The following is a 15,602-nucleotide window of genomic DNA, read 5'->3' on the forward strand; positions in this document are numbered from 1 at the left end:
AACTGAGCGGCCATTCTAGCCGATCGGTATCGGCTTGCTTGACCCATCGCAACAGAGCGCACATCTGAATGGAATCTGCTGCACAGGGCCGCATCCAATCCGCTAGTCTTGAGCCATCCCCGGAAGGAGCTGCCCATGTTTGAATCCGCTGAAATCGGCCATGTGATCGATAAAGACACCTTTGAGGCCGAGGTGCCCGCCCTGCGTGAAGCGCTGTTGGAAGCGCAGTTCGAGTTGCAGCAGCAGGGCCGGTTTCCGGTCATCGTGTTGATCAACGGCATCGAAGGCGCGGGCAAGGGCGAGACGGTGAAGTTGCTCAATGAATGGATGGACCCACGGCTGATTGAAGTGCGCACCTTCGACCAGCAGACCGACGAGGAACTGGCGCGGCCTCCCGCGTGGCGCTATTGGCGGATGCTGCCGGCCAAGGGGCGCATGGGGATTTTCTTCGGCAACTGGTACAGCCAGATGCTCCAGGGCCGGGTCCATGGCGAATTCAAGGACCCACGACTCGACCAGGCGATCGCCGGTGCCGAGCGCCTGGAAAAAATGCTCTGCGATGAAGGCGCGCTGATCTTCAAGTTCTGGTTCCACCTCTCCAAGAAGCAGATGAAGGCCCGACTCAAGGGGCTCAAGGATGATCCGCTGCACAGTTGGCGCATCAGCCCGCTGGATTGGCAGCAGTCCCAGACCTACGACAAGTTCGTCAAATACGGTGAGCGGGTGCTGCGCCGCACCAGCCGCGACTACGCGCCGTGGCACGTGATCGAAGGCATGGACAGCTGTTATCGCAGCCTTACCGTCGGGCGGATCCTGCTCGACGGTTTGCGCCAGGCCTTGGACCGGTCGAAGATCAAACCGCAAAAAGTCAGCGTGGCGCCGCTGCCCGAGCTGGACGGCCAGGTCACGCTGCTCGACAGCCTGGACATGACCCGGCGCCTGGACAAGGCCGATTACGAAGAACAACTGATCACCGAGCAGGCGCGGTTCGCCGGTCTGCTGCGGGACAAGCGCATGCGCCAGCATGCCCTGGTGGCGGTGTTCGAAGGCAATGACGCGGCGGGCAAGGGTGGGGCGATCCGGCGGGTCACGGCGGCCCTGGACCCACGCCAATACAGCATCGTGCCGATTGCCGCGCCCACGGAAGAGGAGCGCGCCCACCCCTACATGTGGCGGTTCTGGCGGCATATCCCCGCGCGCGGCAAGTTCACCATGTTTGACCGCTCCTGGTACGGCCGGGTGCTGGTGGAGCGGGTCGAAGGTTTTTGCAGCCAGGCCGACTGGCTGCGGGCCTACGGGGAAATAAACGACTTCGAGGAGCAGATCGCCGACGCCGGTGTGGTGGTGGTCAAGTTCTGGCTGGCCATCGACAAGGAAACCCAGCTGGAGCGGTTCCAGGAGCGCGAGGAAATCCCGTTCAAGCGGTTCAAGATCACCGAGGATGACTGGCGCAACCGCGACAAGTGGGACGCCTACCGCGCCGCGGTGTGCGACATGGTCGACCGTACCAGCACCGAGATTTCCCCCTGGACCTTGGTGGAGGCCAACGACAAGCGCTGGGCGCGGGTCAAGGTACTGCGCACCCTTAACCAGGCACTGGAGGCGGCTTTCGAGCGCAGCGCAAAACAGGCTCGCAAGAAGAAGCGCTAGGGCGATGGGTACGCATACGCGAGGTGAATGATTGTCGCGGTCGGTTATCCAGTGGATCTATGCTCGATTCACTCTCAACCGACCAGAACAATGAGGTACAGCCATGCGTGAAGTAGTGATCGTCGACAGCGTACGGACCGGCCTGGCCAAGTCCTTTCGTGGCAAGTTCAACATGACCCGTCCAGACGACATGGCGGCCCATTGCGTCGATGCCTTGTTGGCGCGCAACGACATCAACCCGGCCAGTGTCGAGGATTGCATCGTCGGGGCCGGCTCCAATGAGGGCGCCCAGGGCTACAACATCGGGCGCAACGTGGCGGTGCTCTCGCGATTGGGCATTGGCACGGCCGGCATGACCCTCAACCGTTTCTGTTCCTCGGGCCTGCAAGCCATTGCCATCGCCGCCAACCAGATCGCTTCCGGTTGCAGCGACATCATTGTGGCGGGCGGTGTGGAATCCATCAGCCTGACGATGAAAAGCGTCAATACCGACAACCTGATCAACCCGTTGCTCAAGGAGCAGGTACCGGGAATTTATTTTCCCATGGGCCAGACGGCCGAGATCGTCGCTCGCCGTTACCAGGTCAGTCGCGAGGAACAGGACCGCTACGCCTTGCAGAGCCAGCAACGCACCGCCAGGGCCCAGGCGGCGGGATTGTTCGACGATGAAATCATCCCGATGGCGGTCAAGTACCGGGTCGAGGACAAGCAGACCGGTGCGGTGCAGATTCTTGAAGGCGTGGTCGATCATGACGATTGCAACCGCCCGGACACCACCTATGAAAGCCTCGCAGGCCTGAAACCGGTGTTCGCCGAAGACGGCTCGGTGACGGCGGGTAACTCGTCGCAGTTGTCCGACGGCGCCTCGATGACCTTGGTCATGAGCCTGGAAAAGGCCCTGGCGCTGGGGCTCAAGCCCAAGGCGTTTTTTCGCGGTTTCACCGTGGCCGGTTGCGAGCCGGACGAAATGGGCATCGGCCCGGTATTTTCAGTGCCCAAGCTGCTCAAGGCCAAGGGCTTGCAGATCGCCGATATCGACCTCTGGGAACTCAACGAGGCGTTTGCCTCCCAGTGCCTGTACAGCCGCAACCGGCTGGAAATCGATCCAGAGAAATACAACGTCAACGGCGGCTCGATCTCCATCGGCCATCCGTTCGGCATGACCGGTTCCCGGCAAGTCGGGCATCTGGTGCGTGAGCTGCAACGGCGCAACCTGCGCTACGGTATCGTGACCATGTGCGTGGGCGGCGGGATGGGGGCGACGGGGTTGTTCGAGGCGGTGAGATAACCGCAAAAACTATGCTTGCACAGAGCTTTTGTGGCGAGGGAGCTTGCTCCCGCTCGGCTGCGAAGCAGGCGCCAAACTGTCGATGCGGTTTATTGATGGGGCAGGGGGGCCGCTTCGCGACCCAGCGGGAGCAAGCTCCCTCGCCACAGGAGTACGGCGCTAGCTGGCGACCTGAGTCAGTTGCAGCATCCGCTGTACATACGCCTCCACCTCCCGCAACGCCTCCTTGCGACTCGCGAACGGCCCTTCCTGGGTGCCTTCCCGGGTGTTGAAGTAAAATTCGCCGTTTATTCGGCAAATCCGGTCACTTGGAAAGACCATCGCAGGGGCGAGGTCCTGGGCGCGTTTGCCAAGCATGAGGGGCTCCAAAAGGGGCGGCGGGATCAGGTTGAGTGAAGTTTAGAGGCTGGCGTGAACCGCTGCTTGGCCAGCCGATAGGCGGCCATGTGCCATGTCGGTATCGATTCAATTAATCCCCAACTGTTCCTGTGTCGCTGGGCGAATAGATGCCTAGAATGGGCGTTCTTTGTCCTGGGCTTCGAGGGTTTTGCATGCACATATCGTCCGGTCGCTGGGTCTACGGCTTGTTCCTCGCCCTGTTGACGGCCCTGCTCTGGGGAATCCTGCCGATCAAGCTCAAGCAAGTGCTGCAAGTGATGGACCCGGTTACCGTGACCTGGTTTCGCTTACTGGTGTCCGGCGGTTTGCTGTTCATTTATTTGGCGGCGACCCGGCGCCTGCCCAGTCGCAAGGTCCTCGGCCCACGCGGCGGCTGGCTGGTGGCGATGGCGGTGCTCGGGCTGGTGGGCAACTATGTGTTGTACCTGATGGGCCTGAACCGCTTGAGCCCCGGCACCGCGCAATTGGTGGTGCAGATGGGGCCGATCATGTTGCTGGTCGCCAGCCTGTTTGTGTTCAAGGAGCGGTTCAGCGTGGGGCAGGGCATTGGCCTGCTGGTGCTGCTGATCGGTTTCACGCTGTTTTTCAACCAGCGCCTGGGCGAGTTGCTGACGTCCCTGAGCGAATACACCGCCGGAGTGTTGATGGTGTTGTTGGCCTCGACGGTCTGGACGTTCTACGCCCTGGGCCAGAAGCAATTGTTGACGGTGTGGAATTCGCTGCAGGTGATGATGGTAATCTACCTGTTTTGCGCGCTGCTGCTCACGCCCTGGGTGCATCCGTTGGAGGCGCTGCAACTGAGCCCGCTGCAAGGCTGGTTGTTGCTCGCGTGCTGCCTCAATACCTTGATTGCCTATGGCGCGTTTGCCGAAGCCCTGGCCCATTGGGAAGCGTCGCGGGTCAGCGCGACCCTGGCGATCACGCCGCTGGTGACCTTCGCCGCCGTGGCGATGGCGGCCTGGTGGTGGCCTGAGTATGTCCATGCCGAGCAGATCAACCTGCTGGGCTATGGCGGGGCGGTGCTGGTGGTGCTGGGTTCGGCGCTGGTCGCCCTGGGCCCCTCGTTGATCGCCGGACTCAAGGCCCGACGTGTGGGGCGTTAGCCCCTTTGTGGGAACGAGCTTGCTCGCGATTGGCGGCCCGACAGGCAACTGTGATGTCGAGCCTGCCGGCCTCATCGCGAGCAAGCTCGCTCCCACAGTGGATCTCCAGCGGTTGGACTGTCGCGGTTAAAACTGTCCCCCCCTGTGGGAGCGAGCTTGCTCGCGATTGGCGGCCTGACAGGCAATAGTGATGTCGAGCCTGCCGGCCCCATCGCGAGCAGGCTCGCTCCCACAGGAGAGATGGCGTTAGCCTTGGCTACCGGCCTCCAACATATTCTCCGGCCTCACCCAGGCATCGAATTCTTCATCGGTCAGGTACCCCAGTTGCAGCGCCGCCTCGCGCAAGGTCAGCCCTTCGCCGTAGGCTTTCTTGGCGATTTCCGCTGACTTGTCGTAGCCGATATGCGGGTTCAGTGCGGTCACCAGCATCAACCCACGTTCCAGGTGCGCGGCCATCTGCTCGGCGTCCGGTTCGAGACCGGCGATGCAGTGCTGCTGGAAGTTGCTGCAGCCGTCGGCCAGCAGGCGTATCGACTGGAGCAGGTTGTGGATGATCACCGGTTTGAACACGTTCAACTGCAAATGCCCCTGGCTGGCGGCAAAACCAATGGTCACGTCGTTGCCCATGACCTGGCAGGCCAGCATGGACAAGGCTTCGCACTGGGTCGGGTTGACCTTGCCAGGCATGATGGAACTGCCCGGTTCGTTGGCTGGCAATTTCACCTCGGCGAAGCCGGCCCGGGGACCTGAGCCCAGCAGGCGCAGGTCGTTGGCGATTTTCATCAGGGTCACGGCGAGGGTCTTCAGGGCGCCGGACAAGGAGGTCAGGGGTTCATGGCCGGCCAGCGCGGCGAACTTGTTCGGTGCGGTGACGAACGGCAGGCCCGAGAGCGCCGCCAGTTCCGCGGCAATCGCTTCGCCGAAACCATGGGGTGAATTGAGCCCGGTGCCCACGGCCGTGCCGCCCTGGGCCAGTTCACAGACGGCCGGCAGCGCGGCGCGGATCGCCCGTTCGGCATAATCGAGCTGGGCAATGAACGCCGACAGCTCCTGGCCAAAGGTAATTGGCGTGGCATCCATCATGTGGGTGCGGCCGGTCTTGACCAGCTTCATGTGGCGCGCCGCCAGTTCCGCGAGGCCGCCGGAGAGTTCACTGATGGCCGGCAGCAATTGCTGATGGACAGCCTGGGCGGCGGCGATGTGCATGGCGGTGGGGAAGCAGTCGTTGGAACTCTGCGAGCGATTGACGTGGTCGTTGGGGTGCACCGGGCTCTTGCCGCCGCGGGGGTTGCCGGCCAGTTCGTTGGCGCGCCCGGCGATCACCTCGTTGACGTTCATGTTGCTCTGCGTCCCGCTGCCGGTCTGCCAGACCACCAGCGGGAACTGGTCGTCGTGCTGGCCGTCCAGCACTTCGTCGGCGGCCTGTTCGATCAGGCGGGCGATGTCGGCGGGGAGGTCGCCGTTGCGATCATTGACCCGCGCGGCGGCCTTCTTGATCAGTGCCAGGGCATGCAGCACCGACAGCGGCATGCGTTCGTTGCCAATGGCGAAGTTGATCATGGAACGCTGTGTCTGGGCGCCCCAGTAGGCGTCGTCCGGGACTTCAACCTGGCCAAGGCTGTCGGTTTCGATACGGCTCATCGGGTCAAACTCCTTAAAGACTGAATGCGCAGTTTAGGCCCAGATGGGCAGCACCGGTTCCCTCAATCATCGCTCAATCCAGGAGCGGTGTGTTCGGTCCGTCAATCGGACCCGACAAGCATCGGGGTTGAGGCCCGGCGTTTTTTAGGCGCAGAATGGTCGCCCTTGGGGTTTTACCTCGCCTGTAATCAAAGGAAACTCGATGACCCGTCTTCGTGCCATCTGTACCGCAGTTGCTCTGGTGTGTGCCAGCGGCCCTGTTTTCGCCGATACCGCCAGCCACAACGCCAGCGCCGAAGCGTTCCTGACCCTGGCGCACGCTGACAAACTGGGCACTCCGGTGTACATGCAAGTGCAGCAGATGTTTGCCCAGCGCTTTGAACAGACCAAGGCCCCTGAGTCGAAAAAAGCCACCCTGGAAACCTATCAGGCCAAGGCCAATGCCGCGCTGGACCAAGCCATCGGCTGGAACAAGCTCAAGCCTGACATGGTCAAGCTCTACACCAGCAACTTCAACGAATCGGAGCTCAAGGACCTGGTGGCTTTCTACCAATCGCCATTGGGCAAGAAAGTCCTGGAAAAAATGCCACAGCTGACCCAGCAATCGGCCCAGCTGACCCAGGCCAAGCTTGAAAGCGCGGTGCCGGTGGTCAACAAGCTGCTGGCCGACATGACGGCCGAGCTCGAGCCAAAAGCCGCTGCCCCAGCCAAGAAAAAGCCGTAAGCGGAGCCCGGTATGAGCATGCAACAACGCATCGAATCGACACTCGGGCTCTTGCAGCCCGAGCACTTGCAAGTGCTGGATGAAAGCCACATGCACAGCCGTGGCCTGCAGACGCATTTCAAGGCCGTGGTGGTCAGCCAGCAGTTCGTAGGGCTCAATCGCGTCAAGCGCCACCAGAAGGTCTACGGCACGCTGGGCGAGCTGATGGGTGAGTTCCATGCGTTGGCGCTGCACACCTACACGCCCGAAGAATGGGCGCAGGTTGACGCGGCCCCGGCTTCGCCGACGTGTGCCGGTGGCAGCAAGCACTGAGCGCACAACCTGTTCTTATGGCGAGGAAGCTTTTGTGGCGAGGGAGCTTGCTCCCGCTGGGCTGCGAAGCGGCCCCCCAAGCCAATCACCGCGTCGTGTCAGGCTGATCCCAATCAGTTTTTTGGGGCTGCTGCGCAACCCAGCGGGAGCAAGCTCCCTCGCCACGCAGGCTCTCGCTCCTAAAACCACATTGTTTTTGTTAGAATCGCAACGCGCCGCTCACCCGGCGCGTTTTTTTTCGCATCCGGTTCACCCTTTACGAGGGTAGCCACCTGGAGAAACACCCATGACACAACCCATTGTCGTGGCGGCACTGTATAAGTTCGTCACCCTTGAAGATTACGTCGAGCTGCGTGAGCCCCTGCTCAAGGCCATGCTCGACAACGGCATCAAAGGCACGCTGCTGATCGCCGAGGAAGGCATCAACGGCACGGTCTCCGGCACCCGTGAAGGCATCGACGGGTTGATGGCCTGGCTCAAGAACGATCCGCGCATGGACGACATCGACCATAAAGAGTCGTACTGCGACGAGCAGCCGTTCTACCGCACCAAGGTCAAGCTCAAGAAAGAAATCGTCACCCTCGGCGTCGAAGGCGTGGACCCGAACAAGCAGGTCGGCACGTACGTCGAGCCACAGGACTGGAACGCGTTGATCAGCGATCCGGAAGTGCTGTTGATCGACACCCGCAACGATTACGAAGTGTCCATCGGCACCTTCGAAGGCGCCATCGACCCCAAGACCACCAGCTTTCGCGAGTTCCCCGAGTACATCAAGGCCAACTTCGACCCGGCCAGGCACAAGAAAGTCGCGATGTTCTGCACCGGCGGCATTCGTTGTGAAAAGGCTTCCAGCTACATGCTTGGCCAAGGCTTCGACGAGGTCTATCACCTCAAGGGCGGCATCCTGAAATACCTCGAAGAGGTGCCTCAGGAGCAAACCAAGTGGCGCGGCGACTGCTTCGTGTTCGACAACCGCGTGACCGTTCGCCACGACCTCAGCGAAGGGGACTACGATCAATGTCACGCTTGTCGTACGCCGGTGAGCGTCGAAGACCGCGCTTCGGAGCATTACGTGCCTGGCATCAGTTGCCCGCATTGCTGGGATAAGCTGAGCGAGAAAACCCGTCGCAGCGCCATCGACCGACAGAAGCAGATCGAGTTGGCCAAGGCGCGGAACATGCCGCACCCGATCGGCTACAACTATAAGCAAACATCTTCCGAGGCTTGAACCATGGCGTCACGCCTGCTCTACGTGATGGACCCGATGTGCTCCTGGTGCTGGGGCTTTGCACCGGTGGCCGAGGCATTGGTCGAGCAGGCGCAGGCCGCGGGCGTTGAAGTGCACCTGGTGGTGGGTGGTTTGCGCACCGGCAGTGGTTCGGCACTGGAGCCGACTACCCGGCGCTACATTCTTGAGCATTGGCAGGCCGTGACCCAGGCCACCGGCCAGCCCTTCAAGCTTGAGGGCGCGCTGCCGGACGGTTTCGTCTACGACACCGAACCAGCCTGCCGGGCATTGGTGACGGCTCGCAGCCTCGCCCCGGACTTGGCCTGGAAGCTGGTGAAGCTGATCCAGCAGGCCTTTTATGTGCAAGGCCGCGACGTCACCCACGCCAGCGTCCTGGTGGAGCTGGCCGAACAGGCCGGGTTGCCACGCATCGAATTCGCGGCGGCTTTTGACCGCGCCGACCAACACGCGGCCACCGCGGCGGATTTCACCTGGGTACAGGACCTGGGCATCGCCGGGTTCCCCACGCTGTTGGCCGAACGCGACGGCCAACTGGCCTTGCTGACCAACGGTTATCAACCCCTGGGCCAGTTGTCGCCGTTGCTGGGCCGATGGCTGGAGCGCGCGACCTGTGCCTGAGCGGCCGCCAGACCCATCGGCCTCGCGGCGCATCGACCGGTTGAGCTGGGCGGAAATCCGTCGCCTGGCCCTCACCCATAAAAAAGCCCTGTGGATCGCCAACGGCGTAGCTGTGCTGGCGACGCTGTGCAGCGTGCCGATCCCGTTGCTGCTGCCGCTGTTGGTGGACGAAGTCCTGCTGGGTCACGGCGATGCGGCCTTGAACGTCATGAACCAAGCATTGCCAACGGCGTGGCAGAGCGCTGCTGGCTATATCGGGCTGATGTTGCTGGCGACCCTGGCCCTGCGCTGCGGCGCCTTGCTGTTCAACGTGCTGCAGGCGCGCTTGTTCGCCAGGCTGGCCAAGGACCTTGTCTACCGCATTCGTATCCGCCTGATCGAACGTCTCAAGCGAATCTCCCTGGGCGAGTACGAAAGCCTGGGCAGCGGCACGGTAGCGGCCCATCTGGTCACCGACCTGGACACCCTCGACAAATTCATCGGCGAAACCCTCAGCCGTTTCCTGGTGGCGATGCTGACCTTGGTGGGCACCGCAGGGATCCTGGTGTGGATGCACTGGAAACTGGCGCTGCTGATCCTGCTGTTCAACCCGCTGGTGATTTACGCCACGGTGCAGTTGGGCAAGCGGGTCAAGCATCTCAAGAAACTGGAGAACGACAGCACCTCGCGCTTCACCCAGGCCTTGACCGAAACCCTGGACGCCATCCAGGAAGTGCGCGCCGGCAATCGCCAAGGCCATTTCCTTGGGCGCTTGGGAATGCGCGCCAAGGAAGTCCGCGATTACGCCGTGAACTCGCAGTGGAAAACCGACGCCTCGAACCGTGCCAGTGGTTTGCTGTTCCAGTTCGGCATCGATATTTTTCGTGCGGCGGCCATGCTCACGGTGGTGTTTTCCGACCTGTCCATCGGCCAGATGCTGGCGGTGTTCAGCTACCTCTGGTTCATGATCGGTCCGGTCGAGCAGTTGTTGAATTTGCAGTACGCCTTTTACGCCGCCGGCGGCGCCTTGAACCGCATCAATGAACTGCTGGCCCGGGCCGACGAGCCGCAGTACACCGGCGTCGTCGATCCGTTCAAGGGCCGTGACACCGTGGGCATCGAGATCCAAGGGTTGAGTTTCGGTTACGGCGAGGAGTTGGTGCTCGACCAATTGAACCTGTCCATCTCTGCGGGGGAAAAAGTCGCCATCGTCGGGGCCAGTGGCGGCGGCAAGAGCACCTTGGTGCAGTTGCTGCTCGGGCTGTACACGCCGCAGTCGGGTAGCATTCGTTTCGGCGGCGCCACGCAGCAGGAGGTTGGCCTGGAAACCATTCGCGAGAACGTCGCTGTGGTGCTTCAGCATCCGGCGTTGTTCAACGACACGGTGCGGGCCAACTTGACCATGGGCCGTGAACGCAGCGATGAGGCCTGCTGGCAGGCGCTGGAAATCGCCCAGCTCGACGCCACGGTACGGGCGCTGCCCCTGGGCCTGGAAAGCATCGTTGGGCGTTCCGGGGTGCGGTTGTCCGGCGGGCAGCGCCAACGGCTGGCCATTGCCCGCATGGTATTGGCCAATCCTCGGGTGGTGATTCTCGACGAAGCCACCTCGGCCCTGGACGCGGCCACCGAGTACAACCTGCACCAGGCCCTGGCGCGTTTTTTGAGCGCACGTACCACCCTGATCATCGCCCACCGGCTCTCGGCGGTGAAACAGGCCGATCGAGTCCTGGTGTTCGACGGTGGGCGAATCGCCGAAGACGGCGACCATTTGCAGCTGATTGCCGAAGGGGGTTTGTACGCTCGGCTCTACGGTCATTTGCAACAAATACAGCAGCCTTGAGTTTCCGGCGGTTTTCTGCGCTTAGTATCGGAAAAAAAGCAGGCAAACCCGCTGTTTTCCCCAAATTCCACGCAAAGTCTGTCGATCTGTTCATCCATTCATTCGATGGGTCGAAAACTAGCCTAGGCTATTGAGTCAGGAGTGGAATTCTGGCGGGTGTTCGTCCGCAATACCTGTGTGCAAGGGACCTCATGAAGCAAAAGCAGACTCTCGGAACACCACGGCTGCTGGGTATCGTCTGGCCCTTTATCGCCGTTGTGCTATTTCAGGCATTGCTCGGCGGCGTCAGCCTATACGTATTGTCCGCGGTTCGTGGCTATGTGGCGGGGGAGAGTCTCTGGTCCAAGGGGCAGAAAGACGCCATCTATTACCTCAACCTTTACGCCGACAGCCGCGACGAGGCGATTTTCCGAAAATTTCAGCAAGCCATCGCCGTTCCCGAGGGCGGCCACGAACTGCGGGTGGCGCTGGACCGCGAACCGCCGGACCTGGAAGCCGCACGGGCCGGCATCCTCAAGGGCGGCAATCACCCGGACGATGTGTCCAGCCTGATCTGGCTTTATTTGAATTTCCGTCACTTCAGTTACTTGGAAGAAGCCATCGATCTCTGGACGGTGGGCGATGGCTACCTGATCGAATTGAATAATGTCGCCCGGCAGATGCACGGCAGCATCGCCGCGGGCCAGGCCTCGGAGGTGGACATCCGCGGCTGGAAGGCCCAGATCTTCGCGATCAATGATTCCGTGACCCCGGCTGCCAAGGCGTTCAGCGACGCACTGGGCGAGGGCTCGCGTTTCATCCTGCGGCTGCTGCTGGTGACCAATTTCGCCACCGCCCTGGGATTGATCGTCCTGGCGCTGTTGCGTACCCATAAGTTGCTGGCCCAGCGGCAGGTGTTCGCCAATGCGCTGCAGATGGAGAAAGAACGAGCGCAGATCACCCTGCAATCCATTGGCGATGGTGTGATCACCACCGACGTGGAAGGGGCCATCGCCTACATGAACCCCGCCGCCGAAGCGATGACCCATTGGAAGGCCGAACATGCCACGGGCCTGCCCTTGGCCGCGCTGTTCAATTTGCTCGATGACAATGCCCAGACCGAAGGGCTGACCTTGATCGAGCACATCCTCAGCGGTCGACTCAGTGGCGCCAGCGAACATTCGAAACTGATCCAGCGCCTGGATGGCAGCACGGTCTCGGTCACCCTGGTGGGCGCGCCGATCCGCCATGCTGGCAAGGTCAGCGGCGCCGTGCTGGTACTGCATGACATGACCCAGGAGCGGCAATACATCGCCAACCTGTCGTGGCAGGCCACCCACGACGCCCTGACCGGCCTGGCCAACCGCCGGGAATTCGAGTATCGCCTCGAGCAGGCCTTGCACAACCTCACTCGCCAGGTCGGTCGTCATGCCTTGATGTTTCTCGACCTGGACCAGTTCAAGCTGGTCAACGACACCTGCGGCCACGCGGCGGGAGACGAGTTGTTGCGGCATATCTGTGCCTTGCTGCAATCAGGGCTGCGGGAAAACGACACCCTGGCCCGGTTGGGCGGCGATGAGTTCGGGATCCTGCTGGAGAACTGTTCGCCGGAGGCTGCGGAAAAGATTGCCGAAGGGCTGCGCCAGACCGTGCAGAACCTGCATTTTGTCTGGAAGGGCCGGCCGTTCGTGACCACCGTGAGCATTGGCCTGGTGCATATCGCCCAGACCCCGACGACCCTGGAGGCATCCCTGCGGGCCGCCGACATGGCCTGTTATATGGCCAAGGAAAAGGGGCGCAACCGGGTCCAGGTCTATCATGCCGACGATTCGGAGTTGTCCCTGCGTTTTGGTGAGATGGCCTGGGTCCAGCGCCTGCACATGGCTTTGGAGGAAAACCGCTTTTGCCTGTACGCCCAGGAAATCGCCGCGCTGGGCCCGGGCGATCATGGTGGCGGACACATTGAAATCCTGCTGCGCCTGCATGACGAGGCCGGGCGGATGATCCTGCCGGACAGCTTCATTCCCGCGGCGGAACGCTACGGGCTGATGACATCCCTGGATCGTTGGGTGGTGGAAAACGTCTTCAAGATCATCCGCCAGTGCCTGAATGAATCGCGACAGGGGCCCATGGCGATGTGTGCGATTAATCTGTCAGGCACAACTATCGGAGATCAGGCGTTCCTCGACTTCCTGCGTAAACAGTTCGCCGCCTACTCGATTCCGCCGGAAATGATTTGTTTTGAAATTACAGAAACCAGCGCTATTTCGAATCTCGGCAGTGCGATCCGTTTTATCAATGAACTCAAGAGCTTGGGATGTTATTTCTCGCTGGATGACTTTTGCGCCGGAATGTCTTCATTCGCTTACCTGAAACATTTACCTGTAGACTTCTTGAAGATCGACGGGAGTTTCGTAAAGGATATGCTGGACGACCCGATTAACCGTGCAATGGTCGAAGTGATCAATCACATCGGTCACGTCATGGGTAAGCGCACGATTGCCGAGTTTGTAGAAACCGCCCAGATCGAGCAGGCATTGCTGGAGATCGGGGTGGACTACGCTCAGGGGTATGTGATCGAACGCCCGCAATTGTTTACCTGCGACACGTTGCAATGTCGGCCGGCCCGGCCCCAGCCGTTGTTATTCAAGGCCCCCGGCACGTTCCGCTGAAACGCTTGTTGATCCGAGAAAATCACAATCAAAAGGAGCCCGACAGTGATCGACACATTCAACCGAACAGGCCCGCTCATGGACGCGGCAAGCTATCCGAAATGGGCACAGCAGCTCATTACCGATTGCAGCGAGAGCAAGCGCCGGGTTGTCGAACACGAACTGTATCAGCGCATGCGCGACAACAAGCTCAGCGCCAAGACCATGCGCCACTACCTCATTGGTGGTTGGCCGGTCGTCGAACAGTTCGCTTTATACATGGCACAGAACCTCACCAAGACCCGCTTTGCCCGCCACCCTGGCGAGGACATGGCGCGTCGCTGGCTGATGCGCAACATTCGTGTCGAACTCAACCATGCCGACTACTGGGTCAACTGGAGCGCCGCCCACGGCGTGACCCTGGAAGACCTGCAGGCCCAGCAGGTACCGCCTGAGCTTCATGCCTTGAGCCATTGGTGCTGGCACACCAGTTCCTCGGACGCGTTGATCGTGGCCATCGCCGCGACCAACTATGCCATCGAGGGTGCCACGGGAGAGTGGTCGGCGCTGGTGTGTTCCAACGGTGTCTATGCGGCCGCCTTCGCCGAGGAAGACCGCAAGCGGGCCATGAAATGGCTGAAGATGCATGCCCAGTACGACGATGCTCATCCTTGGGAAGCCTTGGAAATCATCTGTACGCTGGCGGGGATGAACCCGAGCAAAGCCCTGCAAACGGAGCTGCGCCAGGCCGTGTGCAAGAGCTATGACTACATGTACCTGTTCCTGGAGCGTTGCATGCAACTGGAACAGTCGGAAACGGTGAGTAAGTCGTCATCCACCCGCGAGCGCCTGGCATTGGCCGGGAGCTGATTTCTACCACTACAGATAGCCACAACCTGTGGGAGCGAGCCTTCTCGCGAAACGGTCTGACAGTCGACGGGGAGGTTGACTGCAAGGCCGCTATCGCGAGCAAGCTCGCTCCCACAGTTGTTTCGGGGTGGAGGCTGGTTTCAACCCCACTCCAAATCCCTGTGGGAGCGAGCTTGCTCGCGATAGCGGTGGGTCAGCTTGCGCAGATGTTGGATGTGCAGCCATCATCACCGGATCGCCGCCCGGAGCAAGCTCGCTCCCACAGGTATTTCGATATTCTTTGCTGCCGATACTTGTCAGCCGGCCATCGCCAGTCGATTGCGACCCTCGCGCTTGGCCACGTACAGCGCGCTGTCGACCCTGCGCAGCAGGCTTTCCGAAGATTCCCCCGGTAGCAGGGTGGCGCAGCCCAGGCTGACGGTCAGCTCGATCCGGGTGCCAGCGGCGAAGTAATCCTGGGCCTGGGCGGCATAACGCAGCCGTTCGCCGACCATGGCCGCCGCATCCCGGCTGGTATTGGCCAGCAGGATCAGAAATTCTTCACCGCCGAACCTGAACACCATGTCCACGTTGCGCAGTTGGCCCTTGATCGACTCGGCCACGGCCTTGAGCACTTCGTCACCGACGCCGTGACCATGGTTGTCGTTGATGCGCTTGAAATGATCGATATCGAGCATCAGCACTGACAGGGGCTGCGAATGACGCTTGGCCATGTCGATTTCCCGCATCAGGGTCTGGTCCATGGCGATGCGGTTGCCGGTACCGGTCAGCGGATCGCGCAGGGCACTACGGGTGGCGGCGCGGTAGAGCAGCGCGTTGCGCAATGGGTACAGCAGCGTCGACATGATGGATTCGAGATCGCTCTGTTCCGCCTCGGTGAAACGCTGGTTGCGGCGAAATACCAGTTCCCCCAGGTGTTCGCCTTCATGGCTGAGGTTGTAGCTGAGGGTGTGATGCCCCCGTTGCCCGAACTCCAGGCGCAGGTCACTGGCTCTGTGCTGATAGGCCAACGCATCCAGGGGCACCAGTCGCTGAATTTCGCGGAAAAACAGGCCCAGGATGCGCTGTGGCTCCAGGCTGGTCTGCAGTTGCTGGCTCAGTTGTTGGCGCAATTGCGACAGACTGACAGAGCGTGCCGCAAGCGGCGATGGCTGGGCCAGGCCCAGGCGCTGCAATTTGGCGCTGTCGAAATCGATCGCGTTGATCTGGGTGGGCGTTTTCATATGGCGTTAGCCCCTAAGCTGAATCTGTCCCGCAGGTTGGGGTGACGGCTTCGGGCTGCGCGTCGTACTGGTCCAT

13 protein-coding genes are annotated in these 15,602 nt (G+C 61.3%); 10 read left to right on the top strand and 3 right to left on the bottom strand.

Features of this window, described 5'->3' with window-relative positions; genetic code table 11:
* Window positions 1-135 precede the first annotated feature (135 nt).
* Both pap and J3P85_RS08100 read left to right on the top strand, forming a co-directional pair.
* Window positions 136-1,650, top strand: coding sequence for a polyphosphate:AMP phosphotransferase (gene pap / locus J3P85_RS08095; protein ID WP_434705418.1), 1,515 nt, complete (start codon window positions 136-138; stop codon window positions 1,648-1,650).
* Window positions 1,651-1,753: 103 nt separating this feature from the next.
* Window positions 1,754-2,938, top strand: a complete 1,185-nt coding sequence (locus J3P85_RS08100; RefSeq protein WP_434705419.1) for a thiolase family protein — start codon at window positions 1,754-1,756, stop codon at window positions 2,936-2,938.
* A gap of 159 nt (window positions 2,939-3,097) precedes the next feature.
* Here J3P85_RS08100 and J3P85_RS08105 read toward each other — a convergent pair whose 3' ends face one another.
* Window positions 3,098-3,295 (bottom strand): DUF6316 family protein, encoded by a 198-nt coding sequence (locus J3P85_RS08105; RefSeq protein WP_434705420.1) that lies wholly within the window; start codon window positions 3,293-3,295, stop codon window positions 3,098-3,100.
* A gap of 194 nt (window positions 3,296-3,489) precedes the next feature.
* Between J3P85_RS08105 and J3P85_RS08110 the strand changes: the two genes are divergently transcribed.
* Window positions 3,490-4,440 carry a DMT family transporter gene (locus J3P85_RS08110; protein ID WP_434705421.1) on the top strand — a complete coding sequence of 317 codons (951 nt, stop codon included), beginning with the start codon at window positions 3,490-3,492 and terminating at the stop codon, window positions 4,438-4,440.
* Between the two features lie 246 nt (window positions 4,441-4,686).
* Here the strand turns inward: J3P85_RS08110 and J3P85_RS08115 are convergent, their stop codons facing one another.
* Window positions 4,687-6,081, bottom strand: a complete 1,395-nt coding sequence (locus J3P85_RS08115) for a class II fumarate hydratase (protein ID WP_053183039.1) — start codon at window positions 6,079-6,081, stop codon at window positions 4,687-4,689.
* A 202-nt stretch (window positions 6,082-6,283) separates the two neighbouring features.
* Between J3P85_RS08115 and J3P85_RS08120 the strand changes: the two genes are divergently transcribed.
* From J3P85_RS08120 to J3P85_RS08150, 7 genes are all read left to right on the top strand, one after another.
* Window positions 6,284-6,805 carry a DUF2059 domain-containing protein gene (locus tag J3P85_RS08120; RefSeq protein ID WP_092167494.1) on the top strand — a complete coding sequence of 174 codons (522 nt, stop codon included), beginning with the start codon at window positions 6,284-6,286 and terminating at the stop codon, window positions 6,803-6,805.
* A gap of 12 nt (window positions 6,806-6,817) precedes the next feature.
* Window positions 6,818-7,117, top strand: coding sequence for a BolA family protein (locus tag J3P85_RS08125; protein WP_434705422.1), 300 nt, complete (start codon window positions 6,818-6,820; stop codon window positions 7,115-7,117).
* A 286-nt stretch (window positions 7,118-7,403) separates the two neighbouring features.
* Window positions 7,404-8,345, top strand: coding sequence for a rhodanese-related sulfurtransferase (locus J3P85_RS08130; RefSeq protein ID WP_434705423.1), 942 nt, complete (start codon window positions 7,404-7,406; stop codon window positions 8,343-8,345).
* A gap of 36 nt (window positions 8,346-8,381) precedes the next feature.
* Window positions 8,382-8,984, top strand: coding sequence for a DsbA family protein (locus tag J3P85_RS08135; RefSeq protein ID WP_434706337.1), 603 nt, complete (start codon window positions 8,382-8,384; stop codon window positions 8,982-8,984).
* Window positions 8,977-10,803 (top strand): ABC transporter ATP-binding protein, encoded by a 1,827-nt coding sequence (locus J3P85_RS08140; RefSeq protein ID WP_434705424.1) that lies wholly within the window; start codon window positions 8,977-8,979, stop codon window positions 10,801-10,803. The genes J3P85_RS08135 and J3P85_RS08140 overlap by 8 nt, the downstream gene beginning before the upstream one ends.
* Window positions 10,804-10,994: 191 nt before the next feature.
* Entirely contained in the window at window positions 10,995-13,454 is a 2,460-nt protein-coding gene (locus J3P85_RS08145) for an EAL domain-containing protein (protein ID WP_186704710.1), read from the top strand.
* Window positions 13,455-13,532: 78 nt separating this feature from the next.
* Window positions 13,533-14,303: a TenA family transcriptional regulator gene (locus J3P85_RS08150; protein WP_434706338.1), complete on the top strand. Its 771-nt coding sequence runs from the start codon at window positions 13,533-13,535 to the stop codon at window positions 14,301-14,303.
* Between the two features lie 296 nt (window positions 14,304-14,599).
* Here the strand turns inward: J3P85_RS08150 and J3P85_RS08155 are convergent, their stop codons facing one another.
* Window positions 14,600-15,526, bottom strand: coding sequence for a GGDEF domain-containing protein (locus tag J3P85_RS08155; RefSeq protein ID WP_434705425.1), 927 nt, complete (start codon window positions 15,524-15,526; stop codon window positions 14,600-14,602).
* Window positions 15,527-15,602: the final 76 nt, after the last annotated feature.

The sequence above is a fragment of the Pseudomonas sp. Z1-12 genome, from assembly GCF_051132015.1.
GTDB lineage: Bacteria > Pseudomonadota > Gammaproteobacteria > Pseudomonadales > Pseudomonadaceae > Aquipseudomonas > Aquipseudomonas zanjanensis.